The sequence below is a fragment of the Catenovulum agarivorans DS-2 genome, assembly GCF_000568405.1.
In the GTDB taxonomy this organism is placed as follows: Bacteria; Pseudomonadota; Gammaproteobacteria; order Enterobacterales; family Alteromonadaceae; genus Catenovulum; species Catenovulum agarivorans_A.
In genome coordinates this window covers 24,637-43,498 of record NZ_ARZY01000017.1, presented here as the reverse complement: position 1 = coordinate 43,498, position 18,862 = coordinate 24,637, and the positions used below count along the sequence as shown (strand labels likewise).

17 protein-coding genes and 1 riboswitch are annotated in these 18,862 nt (G+C 40.5%); of the genes, 7 read left to right on the top strand and 10 right to left on the bottom strand.

Annotated elements, in window-relative coordinates:
* Positions 1-103 precede the first annotated feature (103 nt).
* Entirely contained in the window at positions 104-826 is a 723-nt protein-coding gene (fadR, locus tag DS2_RS10105) for a fatty acid metabolism transcriptional regulator FadR (RefSeq protein WP_035014638.1), read from the bottom strand.
* 299 nt (positions 827-1,125) lie between these two features.
* Here fadR and DS2_RS10100 point away from each other — a divergent pair, with 299 nt between their 5' ends.
* From DS2_RS10100 to DS2_RS10085, 4 genes are all read left to right on the top strand, one after another.
* Positions 1,126-1,899: an alpha/beta fold hydrolase gene (locus DS2_RS10100; RefSeq protein WP_035014637.1), complete on the top strand. Its 774-nt coding sequence runs from the start codon at positions 1,126-1,128 to the stop codon at positions 1,897-1,899.
* A gap of 68 nt (positions 1,900-1,967) precedes the next feature.
* On the top strand, positions 1,968-2,162 hold the full coding sequence (locus DS2_RS10095) for a DUF2788 domain-containing protein (protein ID WP_035014636.1): 195 nt from the start codon (positions 1,968-1,970) through the stop codon (positions 2,160-2,162).
* Positions 2,163-2,183: 21 nt separating this feature from the next.
* On the top strand, positions 2,184-2,705 hold the full coding sequence (fldA, locus tag DS2_RS10090; RefSeq protein ID WP_035014635.1) for a flavodoxin FldA: 522 nt from the start codon (positions 2,184-2,186) through the stop codon (positions 2,703-2,705).
* Positions 2,706-2,968: 263 nt separating this feature from the next.
* A complete protein-coding gene (locus DS2_RS10085; RefSeq protein WP_035014634.1) occupies positions 2,969-4,105 on the top strand; it encodes a patatin-like phospholipase family protein in 1,137 nt (378 codons plus the stop codon).
* Between the two features lie 67 nt (positions 4,106-4,172).
* On the opposite strand, the gene asd is transcribed toward DS2_RS10085, so the two are convergent.
* Positions 4,173-5,285 (bottom strand): aspartate-semialdehyde dehydrogenase, encoded by a 1,113-nt coding sequence (gene asd, locus DS2_RS10080; protein WP_035014632.1) that lies wholly within the window; start codon positions 5,283-5,285, stop codon positions 4,173-4,175.
* 179 nt (positions 5,286-5,464) lie between these two features.
* Positions 5,465-6,073, bottom strand: a complete 609-nt coding sequence (locus DS2_RS10075; RefSeq protein WP_035014630.1) for an FMN-dependent NADH-azoreductase — start codon at positions 6,071-6,073, stop codon at positions 5,465-5,467.
* Positions 6,074-6,173: 100 nt separating this feature from the next.
* Here DS2_RS10075 and DS2_RS10070 point away from each other — a divergent pair, with 100 nt between their 5' ends.
* Positions 6,174-7,061 (top strand): LysR family transcriptional regulator, encoded by an 888-nt coding sequence (locus tag DS2_RS10070; protein WP_035014629.1) that lies wholly within the window; start codon positions 6,174-6,176, stop codon positions 7,059-7,061.
* A gap of 4 nt (positions 7,062-7,065) precedes the next feature.
* On the opposite strand, the gene DS2_RS10065 is transcribed toward DS2_RS10070, so the two are convergent.
* Entirely contained in the window at positions 7,066-7,917 is an 852-nt protein-coding gene (locus tag DS2_RS10065; RefSeq protein ID WP_035014627.1) for a 23S rRNA (adenine(2030)-N(6))-methyltransferase RlmJ, read from the bottom strand.
* Between the two features lie 215 nt (positions 7,918-8,132).
* Between DS2_RS10065 and DS2_RS10060 the strand changes: the two genes are divergently transcribed.
* Complete coding sequence (locus DS2_RS10060) at positions 8,133-8,684, top strand: DUF6702 family protein (RefSeq protein WP_035014675.1); 552 nt, start codon at positions 8,133-8,135, stop codon at positions 8,682-8,684.
* 38 nt (positions 8,685-8,722) lie between these two features.
* On the opposite strand, the gene lysC is transcribed toward DS2_RS10060, so the two are convergent.
* A complete protein-coding gene (gene lysC / locus DS2_RS10055; RefSeq protein WP_035014626.1) occupies positions 8,723-10,075 on the bottom strand; it encodes a lysine-sensitive aspartokinase 3 in 1,353 nt (450 codons plus the stop codon).
* A gap of 62 nt (positions 10,076-10,137) precedes the next feature.
* Positions 10,138-10,313, bottom strand: a riboswitch (Lysine riboswitch).
* 186 nt (positions 10,314-10,499) lie between these two features.
* Between lysC and DS2_RS19870 the strand changes: the two genes are divergently transcribed.
* On the top strand, positions 10,500-11,483 hold the full coding sequence (locus tag DS2_RS19870; protein WP_051479781.1) for a sel1 repeat family protein: 984 nt from the start codon (positions 10,500-10,502) through the stop codon (positions 11,481-11,483).
* Between the two features lie 311 nt (positions 11,484-11,794).
* Here the strand turns inward: DS2_RS19870 and DS2_RS10045 are convergent, their stop codons facing one another.
* From DS2_RS10045 to flgK, 5 genes are all read right to left on the bottom strand, one after another.
* Positions 11,795-12,622, bottom strand: a complete 828-nt coding sequence (locus DS2_RS10045; RefSeq protein WP_035014625.1) for a flagellin — start codon at positions 12,620-12,622, stop codon at positions 11,795-11,797.
* A 399-nt stretch (positions 12,623-13,021) separates the two neighbouring features.
* Complete coding sequence (locus tag DS2_RS10040) at positions 13,022-13,846, bottom strand: flagellin (protein WP_035014624.1); 825 nt, start codon at positions 13,844-13,846, stop codon at positions 13,022-13,024.
* A gap of 503 nt (positions 13,847-14,349) precedes the next feature.
* Complete coding sequence (locus DS2_RS10035; RefSeq protein WP_035014623.1) at positions 14,350-15,174, bottom strand: flagellin; 825 nt, start codon at positions 15,172-15,174, stop codon at positions 14,350-14,352.
* 353 nt (positions 15,175-15,527) lie between these two features.
* Entirely contained in the window at positions 15,528-16,754 is a 1,227-nt protein-coding gene (flgL, locus tag DS2_RS10030) for a flagellar hook-associated protein FlgL (protein ID WP_035014622.1), read from the bottom strand.
* A 3-nt stretch (positions 16,755-16,757) separates the two neighbouring features.
* On the bottom strand, positions 16,758-18,806 hold the full coding sequence (gene flgK, locus DS2_RS10025; protein WP_035014621.1) for a flagellar hook-associated protein FlgK: 2,049 nt from the start codon (positions 18,804-18,806) through the stop codon (positions 16,758-16,760).
* Positions 18,807-18,862: the final 56 nt, after the last annotated feature.

Sequence of the window (18,862 nt, the reverse complement as noted above, 5' to 3'; positions counted from 1 at the left end):
ATTTATCCTGAGTTCAGGTTGATTAATAACAATACAGGTTAGAATACGTTAATAGGCACCGCGTTCACCAGTGCCTATGCAGATTTGCGATAATCAAATCAGGTTATTTAACAACTACTGACTCTGCCAAGGTCGGCATATTGTCACGATGTTGCTGAAAAATTTCACCTGAATCAACACCATATTTGCGAATTAATTCTGGCGCAGCATTAAATTGGCCTTGTTCAGCTAACAATTGAAAATCTTTGTAAAATTGTTTCGCTAACGCTCTGGCTTCGGGATGAGAAAAATAAAATACACCTAGTTTGTCATACAGTGTTTTGAAACCATTGATAATTAGAACGTAAACTAGGTTGTTTGACGCCATAGCCAACGCATGATGGAACTGATAATCGTATTCAGAAAAGGCTTTGCCAGTATCGTCAATTTGCTCAACATCGGCCAAAAATTCTAAAACTTGTTGCGGATTGTTTTTAATCGCTGCTCTGGCATAAATTGTCGCGACATTAGTCCTAGCCGACAGCAAGTTATCAACCAATTTATCTGCATTTTGCGTATCTAACCGTACGACAGTTTCAAGAATATTCAGACCAGATGTATACCAAACATCATTCACCTTAGTCGACTTACCATGCTGAATAGTCAACCAACCATCACGAGCAAGCCGCTGCAATACTTCCCGCAGCGTTGTCCGCGTTACGCCAATTTCTTCAGACAACTCACGTTCTGCTGGCAATATAGTCCCTGGCGCGTATTTACCATTCCAAATAGATTCAACTAAATACGCTTCTGCAAATGCTGCAGGGCTTTGAGCCTTAATATACATGTAGCCTTCCCCAACCAAATTATTACTACAACTGGTCGGACGTTAAAACGCCCTTGTTGTTAGAAGTGTAGCAAATAACTGATCCTGATCTAATTTATCAATCAAATTAATCTTAATCTATCAGAATACGCCAAATTTTGAGCGACACTAAAGCAAGAGTCTACTTCTATCAGTAAAACTACAAATAATCTAGCCTAATTCAGCTATGTTGATTATAAAACTGAATCATTTATCACCTACGCGGCAAATTTTGCCAACCATGGTACACTTTAGCGACATTTCATTAAGCAGGTATAGGAATGCAACTTAACTATAGTCAAGTGGGCTCAGGCGCAAACGTGGTGTTATTACATGGCCTTTTTGGCAATGCTGATAACCTTGCACAACTTGCTAAAGCCTTATCAGCTCAATATTTAGTCACAAGCATAGATTTACGCAACCATGGTAATTCACCGCACAGTTCTGCACATTCTTATCAAGACATGGCTACTGACATACAACAAACGCTTGAAGCATTAAATATCGATAGTTGTCATTTGTTCGGTCACTCAATGGGCGGTAAAGCTGCAATGTATTTTGCTTTACATCATCCAACAATGGTGAACAGTCTAATAGTTGAAGATATCGCGCCTGTCACCTATCCAAATCGTCATCAAGAAGTCTTTAACGCGTTAACTCAAATTGAATTAGCCAGCTTAACGTCAAGAGCGCAAGCAGTTAAACAACTGAGTCAATCAATTGATAGCGTGGGAATTTGTCAGTTTTTAGCCAAAAGCCTATATAAGTCCAATGATACTTGGCAGTGGAAAATGAACTTACCCGTGCTTGAAAAGGCCTACCCGGAAATTGCTGGCTTCCCATCTGATATCCCTAATACCTATCAAGGACCGACGTTATTTATCAAGGGAATGGATTCCGACTATATTAGTACAGAGCATAAAACTGAGATACAACAGCGTTTTCCAACAGCACATGTCAAAGTCATCCAAGGTGCTGGCCACTGGATACATGCAGAAAAGCCGAATATTTTTAATAAAATTGTCGCCGATTTTCTGCAAAAACCACAGCGTTGAGCATTTTTATGATATAGTTCGCCCACTAAAAATGATACTCAGTTAACTAATTGTAAAATACCTATCTTATGACATTCGAGCAATTTGAAACTTTAAGTTTTTATCTAGGCATATCGGCGTTATTTTTATTGATAGGGCTTGCAATTAAAGACGTGTTAAAAACTGGCGATGTACCATTGTTCGGAAAAATAATGGTTTGGCTAGTGCTTTTTTTAGGATGTGCTGGGTTTCTAGTTAAAGGTTTAATACAAGTATTTTTTTAAGATTTGTAGAGAGAGATTAGCATGGCAGTTGTTGGTTTATTTTTTGGTAGTGACACAGGCAATACTGAAGCCGTTGCCAAAATGATCCAAAAAGAATTGGGTAAAGATTTAGTCGCGGTGCACGACATCGCTAAAACGACTAAAGAAGAAATAGAGGCGTTTGATTTCTTACTATTTGGCATACCAACTTGGTATTATGGTGAGGCGCAATGTGACTGGGATGACTTTTTCCCAGACTTAGAAGAAATTGATTTTAACGACAAAATCGTCGCTATCTTTGGTTGTGGCGATCAGGAAGATTACGCCGAGTATTTTTTAGATGCGATGGGCATGGTGCGCGACATTGTAGAACGCAAAGGCGCAACCATTGTTGGTCATTGGTCTACCGATGGCTATGACTTTGAAGCTTCAAAAGGCCTAGCTGATGATGACCACTTTATTGGTTTAGGTATAGATGAAGATCGCCAACCAGAATTGACCGAAGAACGAGTTAAAGCTTGGTGTAAACAAATCACCGAAGAAATGTACTTGTCTGAACTCTAAGTTAAAATCTGCTTTAAGGTACGGCGTTTTGACCCGTACCTTACCCTCCAACGCTTAAGCTTGCACGTTAGAAATCACCAGACTGTTCCAACATCTTAAATTGCGTATATACTTAGAGCTAAATCAACATAAATAGCGATAATCAGCTGGAGATAAAAGCCATTTAGACAAGGCAAGTCAACTTAACGTAGAATAAATGGTTTTTAGCCAAGCAATTTATATTGATTTAGCTCTATATGTATTGCAAAAAATGACAGGTGTATATGGCAGATAGATCCCGCTTTAGTTTGTTGTTACTCGGAGGTGGCGCTAGAGCTGCTTACCAAGTTGGTGTACTTAAAGCAATTGCAGGTGAAGTGCCTAGAACTCATTGTACGCCCTTCCCAGTAATAACAGGTACATCAGCTGGCGCAATCAATGCAACAGCGCTTGCGTGTTATGCCCCATGTTTTCATTTGGGGGTAAAGAAGCTCGAGTGGGTATGGAAAAACTTCACCACAGATATGGTTTATACCAGTAATTTTTCTACCTTGTATCGAAACGTAGTTAAAAATCTCACGGCTCGCAATGAACACCCAACATTAAAACAAACCATTAGCTGGTTCGATAACTCACCGTTGCAAGCACTGCTAACACGTTTGCTGGATTTAGACCGCATTCAACGCAATATTGACAGAGATCAGCTCAGAGCATTAGCTGTAACCGCCTCCTCTTATCACAGCGGCGATTCGGTCTGTTTATTTCAGTCTAAAGACAATATTGAACCTTGGATCAGAGCAAAACGCCGTGGCATACACAGCCCGATAAAAATCGAGCATTTAATGGCGTCGTCTGCAATACCAATGGTATTCCCTTCTGTTGAATTGCACGGTGAATATTTTGGTGATGGTTCAATTCACCAGTTAGCACCGCTCAGTCCATCAATTCATTTAGGTGCAGACAAAATTTTTATCATAGGTATGGAGCAGCCTAAAAACAGATTTACTTACCAAGATGAAGTCGCAATGCCACCGACTGGCGGAGCTATTATTGGTCACTTGCTTGATACGATTTTTACCGAGGCGCTCACATCTGATATTGAACGCATGCAAAGGATCAATCAAACGCTGCACTTTATCCCGACAGAATCACGCAAAAAATGTGGTTTAAAACCCATTTCCGTTATGCAACTTAATCCTTCGAAAAACTTTAATGAAATTGCGGCACGTCATTACACCAGTATGCCGTTTTCAATTCGTAGCATTCTCAAGATATTAGGGATTAACAATAACACAGCGATTAATTCAAGTTTAATTAGCTATTTGTTATTTGAACAAGCATATTGCCAAGAATTGATTGATCTAGGCTTTGAAGATGCCAGCGCTAAAATGGAAGAAATTAAGGCGTTTTTACAGCTATAAAACAGCAGACAGATAAAAGGCGCTCACTAGATATTGAGCGCCTGATGTGTATAAGCGAGTTAAAGAATTAATCTTCTAATAAAATGCGTAACATGCGACGTAGAGGTTCAGCAGCCCCCCACAATAACTGGTCACCAACAGAGAATGCAGATAAATAATCGTCACCCATTGCTAGTTTACGTAAACGTCCAACTGGAACATCTAAAGTACCAGTAACCTTAGCAGGCGTTAATTGATTAATTGTGCTTTCTTTATCATTTGGCACAACTTTAGCCCACTGATTGTGGCTTGCTAACATATCACTAATTTCATCTAAAGGAATGTCGTTATTCAATTTGATGGTGAATGCTTGGCTGTGACAACGCATTGTCCCGATGCGCACACAAATCCCTTCGACTGGAATTTGAATACCTGAATGACCTAAAATTTTGTTCGTTTCTGCAGCGCCTTTCCACTCTTCGCGACTTTGACCATTACCCAAATCACTATCAATCCATGGGATTAAACTACCAGCTAAAGGCACAATGAAGTTTTCGCTTGGAAAATCCGCATCATTCAATTTAGCTGTTACTTTACGATCAATTTCCAAAATAGCACTTGCAGGATCAGCTAGCTCAGACGCCACAGACTGATTCAACACGCCCATCCCCGACAACAATTCGCGCATGTGTTTAGCACCACCGCCTGACGCAGCTTGATAAGTCATCGAAGAAATCCAATCAATCGCTTTATTTTCAAATAAGCCGCCTAAGCCCATCATCATCAATGAAACTGTGCAGTTACCACCAACAAATGTTTTTACACCCTTGCTGATACCATCTTTAATAACACCTTGGTTAACTGGATCTAAAATAATTAACGCTTCATCATCCATACGAAGTGAAGAAGCTGCATCTATCCAATAACCATTCCAGCCAGCTTGGCGTAATTTAGGATAAACAGCTTTGGTATAATCGCCACCTTGACAGGTAATGACGACATCCATTTTCTTTAACTCTTCAATATCAGTTGCATCTAATAAAACGCCTGCGTCTTTACCAAAATTAGGTGCAGCTTTACCAGCTTGAGATGTTGTAAAAAATACAGGTTCGATTAAATCAAAGTCTTGCTCTTCAACCATGCGGTTCATTAATACTGAACCAACCATGCCTCGCCAACCGACTAGACCAACTTTCTTCATGAAAACTTATCCTCTATGAACTGAAAGAGTTAAAAATTAGGGGACGATCATACATAAATTGAGCGCTTTTAGCCAGTCCCCATTGCTAAGCCAACAAAATTTTAGCTGGTTAAATACCCATATTGATGGTCAAACAGCACCTGTTAAGTTTAGGAATGTTCGTTTAACGGCCCCCGAGTTTACACGGCTTCAACCAATTGACTGACCTGCTCTTTGGCATTCTCTAAAGCTTGCTCCTTATGAGCTTGCATATTCAAGCCTTCCGCATAGATAAACTCAACCTGAGTTAACCCTATAAATGCTAAAAATGTACGAATAAATTGCACTTCAGTGTCTCTGTCTGTGCCCTTGTGCATGCCACCACGTGTTGTCACGACATAAACTGGCTTATCATCAACTAAACCAACTGGCCCATTTTCAGTATATTTAAAGGTCACACCCGCTCGCGCTAAATGGTCAAACCAGGCTTTTAACATTGAAGGTACATTGAAGTTATACATAGGCGCTGCAATCACTATGTAATCAGCTTCTACAACCTCGGCGATGTATGTATCTGAAACTTGTGTTTTGGCTGACTGCTCAGCTGATTTTTCTGCAGCGGGTGTCATCAGTGCACTGACCCACTCACCATCTAAATGAGGAACTGGCTCTTTGGAAAAATCTCGCGTCACCACATTCGTTTCGCCTAACTTGTCTGCCAATTGCTTAACCAAATTGTCTATAATTTGTGTTGATGAACCGTTGTTGCCAAATAAACTGCTATTCACACGTAATATTTTTTTGCTCATTGTCTCTGCCTCTTTTCCTATGTCAGTAAAAATATAATACATCGACAAAACCACTCAAGATCACTAATATTTAGATACAAAAAATCGAATAATTTGATATATGAGCTTACCCAAAACCAGCATAGAACAGTGGGCAACTTTGATAGCAGTGCATGAAGAAAATAGCTTTGTCGCCGCCGCAGAGCGATTAAATAAAAGTCAGTCCACTGTCAGCTACAATATTAAACGTTTGAATGAATCTTTACCTGTGCCAGTAATCAAGCTGCAAGGGCGTAAGGCACAGTTAACTGAACAAGGCCATGTTTTGCTGCGCAAAGCTTATGGACTGTTAGACCTTATGAATAATATTGAAGCATCCGCACACTTTCTCTCTTCGGGGTGGGAATCTGAGCTAACCATAGCCATTGATGCGCTTGTACATATCCCTCAAATATTAGAAAGGTTAGCCAGTTTTTCTAACCAGAATCCTCAAACCCGTTTACGACTATTAGAAACAACTTTATCAGCAACTGACGAAGCTTTGTTTGAGAAAACGGCTCAACTGGCGTATGTGGCACGCATTCCGCCTGGCTTTCTGGGCACACCAATCGGCGAAGCAGAAAAGCTGCTGGTCGCTCATCCACAGCACCCAATATTTTCGCAGCCGAATCCACTAACTGAAACAGAGCTGCGTCGCTATCGACAGATAGTCGTACGTGATTCAGGTATAAAACGCAACCAAGACGCAGGCTGGCTTGGTGCAGAACAAAGATGGACGGTCAGCTCTTTTGCAGCACTGATTGATGCGGTCAAAAGTCGGGTTGGTTTCGCCTCGATTCCAAAACAATTCATTCAAGCAGAATTAACCACAGGGCAGTTAAAGCCAGTACCATTGCAATTTGATAATCGTCAGGTCATCACGCTATATTTAATATTAGCCGAAGGTGAAAATGCTGGTCCAGGAGCAAAAGCCTTATACCAGCACTTGAAAAACCTTCCGCTCAACTAGGGCTTTATTTTGGCTCTATCAGCCATTCAATGTGTGCTTTAGCATTTGCATCTTGCGCTAGTTTACTTGCAAGTTGCTGGGTAATGGGTTCGAGTAAAGTGTCTAATTGGTATGGGGCATTAACAATCAACATACCCGAACCATACATGCCAAATTCAGCTTGCTGAGCTTCAACATCTAGTTCTACTGCAAGTAAATTGTCAATCGGTAATGCAGCCAGTTCGTTTTTAAGCTGCTCACTTCTGTCCCTTTGCCGAGCCAATTTAGGATACCAAAGTAGAAAAATACCATGAGACCATTTTTTAATCGATTGTTTGAGTGCTTTGATGGCATCAGCATAATCTTGTTTAACTTCATACGCAGGATCGATTAATACTAGCCCTCTTGCTGGCTCTGGTGGCATACAAGCATTTAAACCTTCAAAACCATCCCTATGATGAATGGCAATTCGACTGTCTTTGTTAAAGTTTCTCTTGAGTTTTGCAATTTCGTCACTATGTAATTCCATGAAGATACATTTATCTTGTTCACGCAAAAGGTCGCACGCAATGCTGGGAGAGCCAGGGTACATAGGCGGTGTGCTTTGCATATATTGACTAACATAGTCAATGTAGTCGATTACAATTTGATCACATCCAGTTGAATTATCCAGCAATCGGCCAATACCCTGCTCAAACTCAGCAGTTTTGCGTGATTCGTCACTAGATAAGTCGTATAATCCACGGCCAGAGTGCGTGTCGATGTAAACAAAAGGTTTATTTTTCTTTTTAAGCTTTTCGATAACAGCAATCAAGGTAATGTGCTTAATAACATCAGCATGATTGCCCGCATGAAAGCTATGGCGGTAACTTAACATAAAATAATTTGAGCTTAGTGGTAAAAGTTAAAGATAACGTTAATTATTGAATTTGAACAGAAAAAATCTAGTTTAATGGCCAAAACGCAACGAGTTGTTTACAAAAAACAAAAAATATAAAAAATAATTGAACTTTCACACTTGATTAACATCTAAAAATAATACAAATTAACAACAAATAAACAACAATTATGAACCAGCAAGGTGATTTAATCATGAAGCTAACATCAAACAAACTATTAGGTAGTCTAGCGCTAATGTTTTTGCTGCCATTTAATAGTCAAGCAGATGAAAGCGCAACAAATAGCTCTTCAGAATTATCTGTAGATGACGATACCGTTAAGCTTGCTCTTAAAGTCAATCGTAAAATGATTGAGCAAGATCTACAAGAAGCTGAACATTTGGCTGCTATCGACTTGTCTAAACCATCGGAATACCAGTCGTACATTGACTATTACTTTCAGGAATATTTACCTGTCACTAAAGAAGATGGTCAACCCGTTAACCTAGCGATTAAATCAACCAATATTGAAGGCGATACAGTCGTATTTAATCTGGAAGCCCCTTTAGACAACGCAAATACCTTGAGTATTAACAATCGTGTGTTATTTCACTCAAACGATGAGCAAGTTAATAAAGTGCAAGTGCAAGATAGCAGCTACACCTTTACCAGTGCGGTTGATGAGCCTTTGATTGTTTGGCAAAAAGACGAAAAAAGCTTAGAGAATCTACATACCTTCTCATTACAAGATACACATAAGGCCTAAAGGTTTAGGCCTTATGATTTTTTGACTAAATAAGCAGCTTAAATAGCGTCAAATAACTCTTCGTGCAAATGCTCAACGACTTTAGCGGCATCGTCTGACTGAGTTAAAAAGCAAAAATTATGCGGGCTGGCGCCTTGGCAGATCATTCTCAGATTAAAGTTTTCTAGAGCTGCAAACAATTTACCACCAACCCCTGAATTCGCTTGTAAATGGTTGCCAATAACCGCAACTAGCGACAAGTTATCTTCAACGCTCACGTCACAAAACTCAGCTAACTCATCCAAAACCTCTTGTTTAATGCCTTGAGTTGTCGTGTTATTTGGATTATCTATGGTAATTGCGACCGAAATTTCCGATGTCGTAATTAAATCCACACTTATTTTGTGCTGAGCTAAAATCGAAAATACCTTGGCGATAAAACCAGTTGCAAATAACATTTTTGGGCTTTTGACCGTTAACAATATTTGATCACGGCGTAAAGCAATTGCTCTGTATGGCGGTTTATTTTCTGCCTTGTTACGTATCCAAGTGCCACCCACTTTTGGTTCGCGGCTGCTACCAACAAAGACCCCTATTCCCTTGCGCACAGCTGGAATCAACGTTGCAGGGTGCAATATCTTAGCGCCGAATGTAGCCATTTCTGCAGCTTCATCAAAACTCAATTCCGCAATAGGTCGCGCCTGTTTAGTCAACCGAGGATCAGTTGTATAAATCCCCGTCACATCTGTCCAGATTTGCAAAGTTTCAGCCTCTAATGCTTCAGCCACCAAAGCAGCTGAATAGTCACTGCCACCTCGGCCAAGTGTTGTGGTGTTGCCTTGGTTATCTGATGCAATAAACCCTTGAGTAACAAACACTGTGCCTTCTAACTCAGGTGCTATGAGCTTTTCAGCTTGAATTCGAGTTTGCTCAATATCTGGTTCAGCTTTACCGAAATTACTATCGGTTTTCAGTACTTGGCGAATGTCGAAATTGACAGCGTGTGCACCGCGTTGCCGTAAAACTTCGGCAAAAAGTAACGATGACATTTGCTCACCAAACGATTGAATGTGGTCTTTCAAACGCATTGAACCCACTAAACTATCTGAGTAAGCAATTTCTTTAAGCTCCGCCAATAGATTGTCTAACGCTAAGGTCACCCATTCAGGTTTACCCAACTCATCAACAATGGCATATTCAGTTGCACGGATCTCAGCTAAGATATCTTCCCGCTCTTGAGCAGTGACACTCATATGCGTTAAACGAACTAATTTATTGGTCACGCCTGACTGCGCAGATACACAAACGACTCGGATATTTTCGTCAGCAAGTACGATATCCGCACAGCGAGACATAGCTTGAAAATCTGCAACACTGGTTCCGCCAAACTTGGCAACGATAAGGTTTTTCATTTTTCCCCACTTAGTAAACAAAGGGAAAGCAAGGCTGTGGAATGAAGAAGGGCTTCATTTCTTGGGCCGAAAGCTCTCCACCGATTCTGGTGACAGTCAGTTAGATTCAACCAATCTGACCGAAATTACTTGATAACTAAGTACAGCAATTTCTCGGCGTATATCCCCCTGGCTAACACTCAAATGAAGCTTAGTCTTCTCGTATTAGTTACCTGAACAACGCACCTCTTCCGGTCTTGGGAGGGGTATACACCCCTAGTTAAGACGCGCGCGCATTAAATAGCAAATTGCTGTAAAAATCAACATTAAAACTGCAAAATTTTCGCTAAATAAACGACTGTATATTTCTTTCTGCTGACTTTTAAACTAAAGTTTTTAAATATACGTCAGATAACAGGTTACTGATAAAATTAAGTTAGCTCGCATGCAAAAAAATAACACGACCGAAGAAGAATTATCACTAGATGCTGATCTAGTCCCTGATAATTGGGATGACTTACCCGATCTTGAAGTATTTGACGAAGAAGAACTATCCTTCGTCAAACAGCCAGATGCTTCTGCACATACTCAACCAGATGATGATCTAGTCTTAGACGAACTAGATGAGTATCTAAATGATGATTTATTAGCTGATTTACATGCGGACAATGAAACGGACATCCAAGTATCAGAAGAACTCAATACAAACGAACTCAACAATGATGATTTATTGATTGATGATAGTGAAATGGCCGACATCGACCTATCACTTGAGCAGGATGACACACTCGATGAAATTGAGCTAGATGAAGAACAATTAGCTGAATTTGAGTTAGAGCTAGATGATACAACAACTCAACAAGCAGACGAAGCTGAATGGGTCGATAGCCAAATGCCCAGCACCATTGATAAGCTTGCGCAGCACCAAAAGTCACAAGTTGAATCTGATTCTCAAACCCAAACCACAGATACCAGTTTGCAACCGCTAGCCAATAGTATAGATGCCCTATCTGTGCAAATAAACGCACTGACGCAAGCAGTAAGCCAGCTACTTCAACAAAAAAAGCAAGCCGATGGCGAGACGGTCAACCCGCAAAAATTATTCTCTACCGGAGTTTATTACGCAAAACATGCCGACTACATCCATGCGGCAAAGTGGTTTCGTCGGGCGGCCATGGCAGCACATGGTAAAGCGATGTTCTATTTGGGCATGATGTTTATTAAAGGTGAAGGTCTGCCCAAGTCAGTTATTCATAGTTATGTTTGGATGTCACTTGCCAACGTTTATGGCGTAACTGAAGCAAAAGCCGCGATGATGGATATTCAACACAAATTAACCGCGCACGAACTCAATCAAGCACAGCGGTTAGCTGCGGAAAAATATGAAGAAATAGAAGACATTCAAGCTAAATTAGCGCTACAAAACTAACAACCATCAATATTGAATCTAAGGTTTAAGCAGAAAAACCAACCAACTAACAGAAATAGCGCCAGGAGGTAGTGAGGGTTGAGGTGTTAGCCACTATTCCTGTCAGTTGGTTATGCTCAAGTTAAACAATTTGGAAAGAGGGATTTCCGTCAAATAATTGTCTAACTAACGCATTTGGTCGCAAATTGTATTTGCTAAAAGGATTAAAGCAATATGCTTGCCAAATTAACAGTCACATTGTTTTAATCAAGTAAAAACGAACCTCCATGTCCAGTCACTTAATAAACAACCAAAATGAGTTGTTATGCTAACTAACCTCCCAACAAAGATAATGCTGATTGTGGTCTTTGATTCGCTTGGCTAAGTACAGTAGTACTTGCTTGTTGTAAAATTTGATTTTTAGTCAATGAAGCGGTTTCTTCAGCAAAGTCGGTATCTTTGATACGAGAGCGCGCAGCAGATACATTTTCCGCAACATTACTTAAGTTACGGATGGTTGACTGAAATCGATTTTGCAATGCACCTAAGTCTGCTCGAGCCGCACCAATCACAGAAATTGCGGTGTCAATTGCGGTTAACGCGGCCGACGCATCATTTTCCGTTTGAACTGTCAGTGTACCTACACCCAAACCTGAGGCGCCAAAGCCACCAGTGCGTGACATATTTACCGAGATAGTTTGGCCACCATTTGCACCGACTAAAAATGCTGCAGAATAAGTACCAGTTAACAAGTTAACACCGGCAAATTGAGTCGTTGAACCAATTCGACTAATTTCAGTTTTAAGTGCAGAAACTTCTTTTTGTAGTGCTAAACGGTCAGACGAACTGTTAATACCATTTTGTGCCTGAATTGATAATTGACGAATACGTTGTAATGAAGAGGTGATCTCTTGCATTGCACCTTCAGCGGTTTGGGTTAAAGAAATTGCATCGTTTGCATTTCTAACCGCTTGATTTAAGCCTTCGATTTGTGTAGTCATACGGTCGGTAATTTGCAAACCTGCCGCATCATCTGATGCACGGTTAATACGAAAACCTGACGATAGTCTTTCAAAAGCTGTGTTTAATCCTAAGTTTGAATTAAATAACTGACGCTGAGCGTTTAATGAAGATACATTTGTATTTACGAACATTGACATTTTGGTCTCTCCTAACTTGGTTTATTAAGTGCCTTGTTTTTATTGTTATCATCCGCTGACACTTAATATATCGGAGAGGCCGCAACAATCTTTATAGATTGGCAGCAAATAATAGCGGAAAGTTTTGCCGCAAATCGGCAAAACCTCACAACTTTGATCGGCAAATGGGCTATAACCCATTGATTTAACTAGCTCTACAAACCACACTGCCCGCCTATAAAAATTTCCATATTTGAGGTAAAAAGTGCAAAAAAGTCCTAAAGGCAAAAATAAGAGCCGAGATTTACCGCTTCTCGGCCCTTATTGGAGTGAGTACAACTCACCCGTTTGGCCTGAAAAACCCGTCGCACTACCTCCTGGCTATTCCCAAACGGGCGGAAGCAGAGCTTAAGTCAAATATTAACCTAATAGCGATAAAGCCGATTGAGGTCTTTGGTTTGCCTGACTTAAGATAGTAGTACTGGCTTGCTGAATTATCTGATTACGGGTTAATTCAGCTGTTTCAGTTGCGAAATCTGTATCTTTGATGCGAGAACGCGCACCTGAAACATTTTCCACAATGTTACTTAAGTTACGTATTGTTGATTGGAAACGATTTTGTAACGCACCCAAATCTGCACGAGTCGAACCAATTGTTGAGATAGCCGAATCGATAGCGGTCAAAGTGCCTGACGCAAGTTCTGCTGTACTAACATCAAAGCTAGCACCACCTAAACCCGAAGCACCAAAACCACCGGTGCGTGATAAGTTAACGGAAATGGTTTGACCACCATTAGCACCTACTAAGAAAGCAGCTGAATAGGTACCTGTTAATAAGTCAACACCGGCAAACTGAGTTGTTGTACCAATACGGCTTATCTCAGTTTTAAGTGCTGATACTTCTTTTTGTAGTGCCGTTCTGTCCGCTGAGGTATTGATACCGTTTTGCGATTGAACCGCTAACTGACGGATACGCTGCAAAGAAGAAGTAATTTCTTGCATTGCACCTTCAGCTGTTTGGGTTAATGAAATAGCGTCATTGGCATTACGAACCGCTTGATTCAAACCTTGAATTTGGCTCGACATACGGTCGGTAATCTGTAGACCCGCAGCATCGTCCGATGCTCGGTTGATACGAAAACCAGATGACAAACGTTCAAATGAAACATTAAGCGCAGAGCCAGAATTAAACAACTGACGCTGTGCGTTTATTGAGGACACATTAGTATTAACGAACATACTCATAGTACTCACTCCTATGCAATAAAATGTTCAATAAATGAAGGCCTAAGCCAACAAGTTACACTTAAAGGCATAAATTATAAATTTATCCTTCTTCACCATTTATATCGGCACATAAAAAGTACACTTTAGAAATTAATTGAACATTTTTTGTCATTTCAATAATACTTTATACATACAAATGAGAGTATAACAAAAAATAAAGATGAACTTTGTTTTTTTCGGGTTATTAGAATAGACATAGGACAGGATTGATGGGAGCAACAGGTCCACCACCAACAGAACAAGCAAAACAGCTGGGGAAAAATTCCCCAGCAAATCGCTACACAAGTTAGGAGAGAGTGCGCGAACTGGTTTGCAAAGAGTCACAGATTAAATTTATGACAATTTGCGTAAATAGCACCCTGGCGCGTTGAGCTCGAACGAGATAACGCTTTCCACTTGTGGTTTAAATCACTATCAATTGATAGGTGCGGACAATCATCCGCGTAATATTATTCATAGACTTATCCCAACAATGACAAGGCAGATTGAGGTCTTTGGTTGGCCTGACTCAATACAGTTGTACTTGCCTGTTGTAAAATTTGATTTTTGGTAAGTGACGCCGTTTCAGTCGCAAAATCTGTATCTTTAATGCGTGAACGCGCGCCTGAAACATTTTCAACTATGTTACTTAAGTTACGAATAGTTGATTGGAAGCGATTTTGTAACGCACCCAAGTCGGCTCGAGTCGAACCTATAGTCGAAATTGCAGCATCAATTGAAGTTAACGCAGCTGATGCTTGGCTGGCTGTTTGAACAGATAAGGTGCCGATACTCAAGCCCGAAGCACCAAATCCACCACTGCGAGACAAATTAACCGAAATAGTTTGCCCACCATTTGCACCAACTAAAAATGCAGCCGAGTAAGTACCTGTCAACAACTCTACACCAGCAAACTGCGTGGTTGAACCGATACGGCTGATTTCAGTTTTAAGTGCTGATACTTCTTTTTGTAGCGCCAAACGGTCAGATGAACTATTGATACCATTTTGCGATTGCACCGCTAACTGACGAATTCGTTGCAATGATGAAGTAATCTCTTGCATCGCCCCTTCAGCAGTTTGCGTTAATGAAATCGCATCATTCGCATTTCGAACTGCTTGCTGTAAACCTTGTACTTGGGTGGTCATTCGGTCGGTGATCTGCAAACCAGCCGCATCATCTGATGCTCTGTTGATACGAAAACCTGACGATAAACGTTCAAACGCTACATTGAGCGAGTTACCCGAGTTGAACAGTTGTCGCTGCGCATTGAGCGATGAAATATTTGTATTTACGAACATAGACATAATTACTCTCTCCTAATCTAACGTCTTTTTATATAAACCTTGTTGTTTTTGAGCTTAAACTTACTTTGTGGTTTGAAACTTATGTCTTCCAGTGACACTTAATATATCGGAGAGAAAAAACGACTCTTTAGGAAAAATTTAAAAAAATAACCTTAAAAATTAGATAATTACGCTCTAAAGTTTTTACACAACCTGCCGACTCGGTAATAAAACAAAAACTTAAATAATTTTTTTCAGGTGAAAACTGAACAAGATTCAACCAGTCAAGTCAACTCAGTAAAAATCAGCTAGTCTGAAAACGCAAAAACCCGCCGAAAGCGGGTTTATTGTCAAAGGTGAGCGTTCAGGTAAAGTTATAGAAAGTTAAATAAAGACAGTCCTGTAATGCGACCAAAGGTGGTATTTGACACTTGATAAGCGGTTTCTTGTTTTTGTAGTTCAGTAACAGCCTCGGCAAAGTCTGCTTCAGAGACTTTGGCTTTGGCAGATTTAACGTTTATCTCTAGGTCTTTGTTCGACATATCCACACTATCGATTACATTAATGCGTCCACCAATTTCAGAGCGAGCAAAACCAACATTTTCTTGTGATTGGTTAATCGAAAACAGTGTATTTTGAATAGTGTCGTTTAATGAATCACCAGCGCCTTGTGGATCTCGCAAGCGAGAAATCAGCTCGTCTAACGAATTTAAAATATTTCGTTTGGCTGGATCGTTTAAAGTAAAATCTAACTGCTGTCCAGCAGTAGGTGTGCCATTAACAGAAAATTCTAACCCTTTAAAGTTAATCGGCGTGCCAGCGGTGAAATTACCTGAGTCCAAGACGTTACCACTATTATCTTGTACTTGATATGTCCCTGTACCAAAAACAACACTGTAGTCATTTGAGCCAGCTGGGCTAGGAGGAATTTTTAGGTAATTCTGTTGATGGAAGTTATCAAAGCTATCGCCATTTTCTAATCGATAACTGCCAGACGCCGTTGACGAGCCCGCAATCGTTACACCGTTTCGCGCAGCTGTATCTTCAAATATAGAAAAACCAGAGCCTGGAATACCAGCTTCTACTTTTAATGTTTCTGATATCTGTACTTTTTTAACGTTCTCGTCACCTTGGTAAATATAGCTACCAGAGCTATCTTGAATAAAAGGCGGCTTATCTGATTTTGCCCCCGCAAAAATATAATCACCCTGCGAGTTTTTTGAGTTCATTAAATCGGCAATTTCTTGCTTAATTAAATCTAACTCTACAGCCATTGCTCGTCTATCGGTATCATCAAACGCACCATTACCAGCTTGAATGGATAAAGTATGCGCTCTAGTCAACGAATTATTGATACCCGTTAATGCTGTTTCTTGTGTACTCAATTGATTTTTAAGTTGTATAGTATTTTTACTAAACTGCTCTAACCGCGACAAATCCTCATCAAAACGTACAACCTTAGTTGCGCCAGATGGATCATCCGATGGTTTTAAAATATTCGTTTGTTTCACCAATACATCATTGGCGCGCACCAACTTTTTTTGAGTTTCTAAGATACCTTGTAAACTGCGGTCATAAATTAAATTTGTGGTTAATCGCATAAATTACCTCACCGCCTGCAATAGCGAATCAAACAGGGTATTAGACACGGTAATAATTCGAGCAGCCGCACTGTACGCTTGTTCATACCTAACTAAGTCTGCCGCTTCTTCATCCAAATTAACCCCGGACATATCCGCCACCCGCTGTTCAGATTGCTCTAGCATAGTGGTACTGGCTGTTAGGTCAATTTGTGCTCGATTTGCAGTGTCACCAACAAAGCCGATTAAATTAGAGTAGGCTTCAGTAAAAGTAAGGGTGTTATTACCTGTACCGGCGATATTTCGCCGCATGGTGTCATCAGACTGCAAATCAGTTAACTTCTGCCCATTAAAGTTATCATCCAAAGCATCTGAGTTGAAGCTAATATTAAATTCATCACCTGCTTGTGGCTGACCAGCAATGCTAACTTCATATCCAGGGTAATCACTACCATGCGTGGCTGCTGGCCAAGCACCAGCGGCTTGCAATTGCGCCATAATGTTGTCACCAGAGGTTGCTGTTCCTAGTACATTGCCAGAACTATCTTGTACTTCATAAGTACCTGCTAATGTATAAACCACTTTAGTCGGCGCATCCGCATCTAATGCGTTGGCCGCATCAAATGCACTCATATTCAGTGTTGAGTTATCAGTATCGGTTGAAGTAATCTCTTGCAATTTAATTTCGCCGTTTCCAATATTAGTAATTGGATTTTCGACCGAAATCGGTGCAGCTAAAGCTATTTGCTCTGGCCGGTTTAAGTTCATTTCAATTTGCACACCAGCTAACCGAGTTGGTCTTGCCAAAAATGTATCGCCGGCTACAAATGCATTATCAGGTGAAAACCTTAACTCTAAACCATCGGGCAATCCATCGGCACTGCCTTGATAATCAGCTGTACTCGCTGGAATTGTAAAGGGGCCACTTGCCGTGCCAATGGTTTCGCCTTGTTTGTATGCTTGAACAGTATACTCAGTAGCTGAAGTAAAAGTTACTTGGTAATCAAAGTTACTCACCTGGTCACCCAAGCCCTCTTCAATTCTCACTTCTACATAATGGTTGGCACTGCTGTTGTCGCGATACCCTAAAGCCTGAGTGCTCGGAATGTTAAATATATCACCACCGAGTTGGCCTTCTAAATCAACACCTTTTTTGTTTTGTTCGTTCATGGCATCGGAAAAAGCGATAGCGAGTTGCCCTAACGAATTTATCGACTCGTCCAACACCGTTTTTCGATATTCAATTAAACCACCAATAGATCCGCCCAAATTTTCGGTGCGAAAATCTTGTACTGCATTTGGGTTGCTATTAATGAAGGTTTGTATTTCTGTGCGGTTCGGGTCAGGATCACCCGAAACTGCCTTAAACTGAAAATAGTTGGCATTGGTAACCAGCGATTGTCCACCTTGAGTATTAACATAAATAGCACCTGTATCGGCTTCAATAGTTTGTGAGTTGACCTTTTCAGCTAAACGTCGAATGACTTCATTACGTTCATCTAATAATTCTGGAGCTGATTGGCCATTCACAGAAGATTGTTTCGATGCAACTATTTTACCATTTAAGTCATATAAACCTTTGATCAATGAATTGGTTTCACTTAGTTCTAACTTAATTTCATCGTTTACGATTTGCTCTTGTTCCAACACTCTGTCTGTTAGACTTTGCATTCGACCAACAAGTGCGTTTGAATCGGAAATTACCAATTGACGAGGTGTTAATGAAGACGGATCGTCATTTGCTTCATGCAAACGTTGAAATACGCCCTCTAAACCTTTTGAAATACTGACAGTTTGGTCGGAAAATAAGTTATCCAATACACTAGTGTTTTCTGTATAGGTTTGTAATCGGGCGTTTTCGGTAGTGTCGCGGCGATATTGATCAATGGCATAACGGTCAAACATACGGATAACTTGTGGTCGGCCTACTCCCCACTCTACGTAGTTTGCATATTCGGTACGCTGACGGGTAAAGCCCGGCGTATTCATATTGGCAATATTGTTACTGGTTGTCGCCAGTTGGTTTTGATTACCCAACAAAGCCGATGAACCAATCTTTAACAAGTCCGTCATTTAGTTTAACCCCAACCCAATGCCTAATAGCTAAAATTCTTGCTATGTTTTATATC

Excerpts from the sequence above, each read along its gene's own strand:
- fadR (WP_035014638.1), bottom strand. The coding sequence starts at position 826 with ATGTATATTAAGGCTCAAAGCCCTGCAGCATTTGCAGAAGCGTATTTA.
- DS2_RS10100 (WP_035014637.1), top strand. The coding sequence starts at position 1,126 with ATGCAACTTAACTATAGTCAAGTGGGCTCAGGCGCAAACGTGGTGTTA.
- DS2_RS10095 (WP_035014636.1), top strand. The coding sequence starts at position 1,968 with ATGACATTCGAGCAATTTGAAACTTTAAGTTTTTATCTAGGCATATCG.
- fldA (WP_035014635.1), top strand. The coding sequence starts at position 2,184 with ATGGCAGTTGTTGGTTTATTTTTTGGTAGTGACACAGGCAATACTGAA.
- DS2_RS10085 (WP_035014634.1), top strand. The coding sequence starts at position 2,969 with ATGGCAGATAGATCCCGCTTTAGTTTGTTGTTACTCGGAGGTGGCGCT.
- asd (WP_035014632.1), bottom strand. The coding sequence starts at position 5,285 with ATGAAGAAAGTTGGTCTAGTCGGTTGGCGAGGCATGGTTGGTTCAGTA.
- DS2_RS10075 (WP_035014630.1), bottom strand. The coding sequence starts at position 6,073 with ATGAGCAAAAAAATATTACGTGTGAATAGCAGTTTATTTGGCAACAAC.
- DS2_RS10070 (WP_035014629.1), top strand. The coding sequence starts at position 6,174 with ATGAGCTTACCCAAAACCAGCATAGAACAGTGGGCAACTTTGATAGCA.
- DS2_RS10065 (WP_035014627.1), bottom strand. The coding sequence starts at position 7,917 with ATGTTAAGTTACCGCCATAGCTTTCATGCGGGCAATCATGCTGATGTT.
- DS2_RS10060 (WP_035014675.1), top strand. The coding sequence starts at position 8,133 with ATGAAGCTAACATCAAACAAACTATTAGGTAGTCTAGCGCTAATGTTT.
- lysC (WP_035014626.1), bottom strand. The coding sequence starts at position 10,075 with ATGAAAAACCTTATCGTTGCCAAGTTTGGCGGAACCAGTGTTGCAGAT.
- DS2_RS19870 (WP_051479781.1), top strand. The coding sequence starts at position 10,500 with ATGCAAAAAAATAACACGACCGAAGAAGAATTATCACTAGATGCTGAT.
- DS2_RS10045 (WP_035014625.1), bottom strand. The coding sequence starts at position 12,622 with ATGTCAATGTTCGTAAATACAAATGTATCTTCATTAAACGCTCAGCGT.
- DS2_RS10040 (WP_035014624.1), bottom strand. The coding sequence starts at position 13,846 with ATGAGTATGTTCGTTAATACTAATGTGTCCTCAATAAACGCACAGCGT.
- DS2_RS10035 (WP_035014623.1), bottom strand. The coding sequence starts at position 15,174 with ATGTCTATGTTCGTAAATACAAATATTTCATCGCTCAATGCGCAGCGA.
- flgL (WP_035014622.1), bottom strand. The coding sequence starts at position 16,754 with ATGCGATTAACCACAAATTTAATTTATGACCGCAGTTTACAAGGTATC.
- flgK (WP_035014621.1), bottom strand. The coding sequence starts at position 18,806 with ATGACGGACTTGTTAAAGATTGGTTCATCGGCTTTGTTGGGTAATCAA.